This window comes from Streptomyces oryzae, assembly GCF_017676365.1.
GTDB lineage: Bacteria > Actinomycetota > Actinomycetes > Streptomycetales > Streptomycetaceae > Streptomyces > Streptomyces oryzae.
This window is the reverse complement of sequence record NZ_JADKMA010000359.1, coordinates 1-2,940: the sequence shown is the minus strand read 5'-3', so window position 1 is coordinate 2,940 and position 2,940 is coordinate 1. Positions and strand designations below refer to the sequence as shown.

The following is a 2,940-nucleotide window of genomic DNA, read 5'->3' as shown; positions in this document are numbered from 1 at the left end:
TATGAGCCTCACCGCGAATCCATAGCAGAACCGCCGCCGTGCTCTCCGCGCGGAGAGAAAGGCGGCGGTCAGTGACGTGCGGTGCGCTCGCTCACTTCTTGTTGCGACGCTGCACTCGCGTCCGCTTCAGCAGCTTGCGGTGCTTCTTCTTCGCCATCCGCTTACGCCGCTTCTTGATGACAGAGCCCACGACTACCCTCGCTCACGAATCATCCCCGCACAGCTGCGGGGCGAACTCACTTCGATACTCGGTGCGGGGCGTCCGAGCCCACACGACCTACATGGGGCCACCCTACCCGCCACCCGGGAATGGACGTGAATCGAGGGGGCACCGGGACTCCGGTGCAGCGTTGACCGAGCGCACACCCGGTTTCGGCCTAGGCGCTCTCCACCCCCACGTACGACTCTTCGAGGTATTCGTGGACGGCCTTCTCCGGCACCCGGAAGGACCTGCCCACCCGGATCGCCGGCAGATGACCGCTGTGCACCAGGCGGTACACGGTCATCTTGGAGACTCGCATCACCGCGGCGACCTCCGCCACGGTCAGGAACACGACCTCGTTCAACGGCCGTTCGTCAGCAGCCATGTCACACCTGAACCTTCCGCACATGTCGGGCACCGGCTTCCCCTCCGGTGTCTCCTGCTCGCATGTGCGCTCCTCCCCAGATTAGGGGCGCGTGATGCAAGTGGTGAAGAGGAGTAGGGATCGCCCGCCTACCGTGACAGACACGCTCGATTGAGTACATAGCGAGTAAGCGGGCGGTAGTAGTCGGACTGCGCAGTGTCATCCGACGGAACGTCCGGGCGCCCTCGCCTCTTGCCTTACTCCGACCGCCCCGCGCCAAGCGCCGCCCCCTGCGCACCCGCCGACCCGACAGCCCCGCTACGGCCGCTGACCTGCACTGACTACTCAACCATCGCCGGGGGTACGCACCTTGACGCAGGCCGCCGGCGCCGGCACGCCGGGCGGCACCACCGGCGAGAAGGGAGGGGCGCGTGCCTTCGCGCCCCCGCGCACGACCTTTCGGGCGAGCGCCGGTTTCGCAGAACAGCGCGACCCCCCTTACGTAGGAGAAGCCGCACTGACGTACCCGGAATCGCATCGCTATGTCGACACGTCTCCCCTGCGTCAGTGCTAGGACGTGACCTCCGGGCGCCGACAGCGATGGGGCCAATGTGGCGTAGTTGACCAGGAGTCGGTCAGGAGACGGACCCGATGCCGCCCACCACAGGAGCACTCCACCGCATCTCACCCACACCGTGCCGACAGCCACGCTGACACAACCGAGCACCATCCGCGCGGAAGCAGTCCCGGAACTGCCGATACCCCGCACCGACCGCGCCTCAACCGAACTCAGCACGGAACGGTTCGCTCCCATCCCGTCATTGCACCGTACGTCCCACCGCACCGCACAGCCCTGGACACAGCGGGCGCGCAGCACAGACAGCACGAGCAGCCGCGGGCCACCCCGCCGCCCTGCCCGCTCGCTCTACGGCAACAGCCCGTGCGCCGGGAACACCGCCCGCCGGGTCGCCAGCACCGCCTGGTCCAGCCGGTCCGCAGGGTCGTACCCCTCGTCCCAGCCCCGGTGACGCGGCTCCAGCCCGTCCGTCATCCGCTGCGGCGGACCGGCGTTGCCCGTACGCGCATACACCTCCTGCCGCCACTCGGCAGGCACTTCGGTCTCCCGCGGCACCGGCGCCCCCGCCGCGATCGCCACCAGGTGCGTCCATGTACGCGGCACCACATCCACCACCGCGTAACCACCGCCACCGGTCGCCAGCCACCGGCCCTCGGCGTACGTATGCGCCCACTCGTGCGCGGCCTCGGCCGCGAGCCGCTGGGCGTCCACACTGACTGCCAAGTGCGCCAGCGGGTCCTCGACATGGGTGTCCGCACCGTGCTGCGAGACCAGCACCTGCGGCTCGAAAGCGCCCAGCAGCTCGGGCACCACCGCGTGCACGGCACGCAGCCATCCCTCGTCTCCCGTACCGGGCGGCAGCGCCATGTTCACCGCACTGCCCTCGGCACCCTCGCCACCGGTCTCCTCGGGCCAGCCCGTACCGGGGAAGAGCGTGCCCGGGTGTTCGTGCAGCGAGATCGTCAGCACCCGCGGGTCGTTCCAGAACACCTCCTGGACCCCGTCCCCGTGATGCACATCCAGATCGACGTACGCCACCCGCTCGGCCCCCAGCTCCAGGAGCCGGGCGATGGCGAGCGCGGGGTCGTTGTACACGCAGAAGCCGGACGCACTTCCCGGCATCGCATGGTGCAGCCCGCCGGCGAAATTCACGGCATGCCGCACCTTCCCCTGCCAGACCGCCTCGGCCCCGCCAACGGACTGGCCGGCAATCAGCGCTGAGACCTCATGCATCCTTGGGAATGCGGGGTCGTCCGGGGTGCCGAGGCCGTACTCCTGCTCAGCGGACGCGGGGTCGGCCGACGCACGGCGCACGGCGTCGATGTAGTCGGGACGGTGCACCAGCCGCAACGTCGAATCGCCGACAGGTTTCGCGGCGACAACGCTCAAGTCGGGGCTGCGTTCCACCCCCAACGACTCGATCAGGCGCTTCGTCAGCGCGAGCCGTACCGGGTCCATCGGATGCCCCCGGCCGAAGTCGTAGCCGGTGACACCCTCGTCCCACATCAACTGCGCGCGCCCGCTCATGCCCGCCACCGTATCGGGCCGCGCCTGAACATAAAAAAGGGCCTTGTTGGCGTCTGCCAACAAGGCCCTCACATTTTAAAGTTTGTTCGGCGGTGTCCTACTCTCCCACACACTCCCGCATGCAGTACCATCGGCGCTGAAAGGCTTAGCTTCCGGGTTCGGAATGTAACCGGGCGTTTCCCTCACGCTATGACCACCGAAACACGGCGAAACAACAACCAGGGTTGTTGTCTCAGAACCCACACAGTGGACGCGAGCCTCTATGGACAA

3 protein-coding genes, 1 rRNA gene and 1 pseudogene are annotated in these 2,940 nt (G+C 67.8%); all 5 read right to left on the bottom strand.

The window, feature by feature from the left end:
* Nucleotides 1-91 precede the first annotated feature (91 nt).
* Entirely contained in the window at nt 92-190 is a 99-nt protein-coding gene (locus ITI46_RS33975) for a 30S ribosomal protein bS22 (protein WP_003948845.1), read from the bottom strand.
* Between the two features lie 187 nt (nt 191-377).
* Complete coding sequence (locus tag ITI46_RS33970) at nt 378-587, bottom strand: helix-turn-helix domain-containing protein (RefSeq protein ID WP_157846443.1); 210 nt, start codon at nt 585-587, stop codon at nt 378-380.
* A gap of 128 nt (nt 588-715) precedes the next feature.
* Nucleotides 716-787, bottom strand: a pseudogene (locus ITI46_RS36195) (phosphatase); the annotation flags it as partial.
* A 704-nt stretch (nt 788-1,491) separates the two neighbouring features.
* On the bottom strand, nt 1,492-2,670 hold the full coding sequence (locus tag ITI46_RS33965) for an acetoin utilization protein AcuC (protein WP_209243833.1): 1,179 nt from the start codon (nt 2,668-2,670) through the stop codon (nt 1,492-1,494).
* An 84-nt stretch (nt 2,671-2,754) separates the two neighbouring features.
* Nucleotides 2,755-2,871 (bottom strand): 5S ribosomal RNA (rrf, locus tag ITI46_RS33960).
* Between the last annotated feature and the right edge of the window lie 69 nt (nt 2,872-2,940).

What these genes read in the sequence shown, in the direction of transcription:
- ITI46_RS33970 (WP_157846443.1), bottom strand. Translation starts at nt 587, where the DNA reads ATGGCTGCTGACGAACGGCCGTTGAACGAGGTCGTGTTCCTGACCGTG.
- ITI46_RS33965 (WP_209243833.1), bottom strand. Translation starts at nt 2,670, where the DNA reads ATGAGCGGGCGCGCGCAGTTGATGTGGGACGAGGGTGTCACCGGCTAC.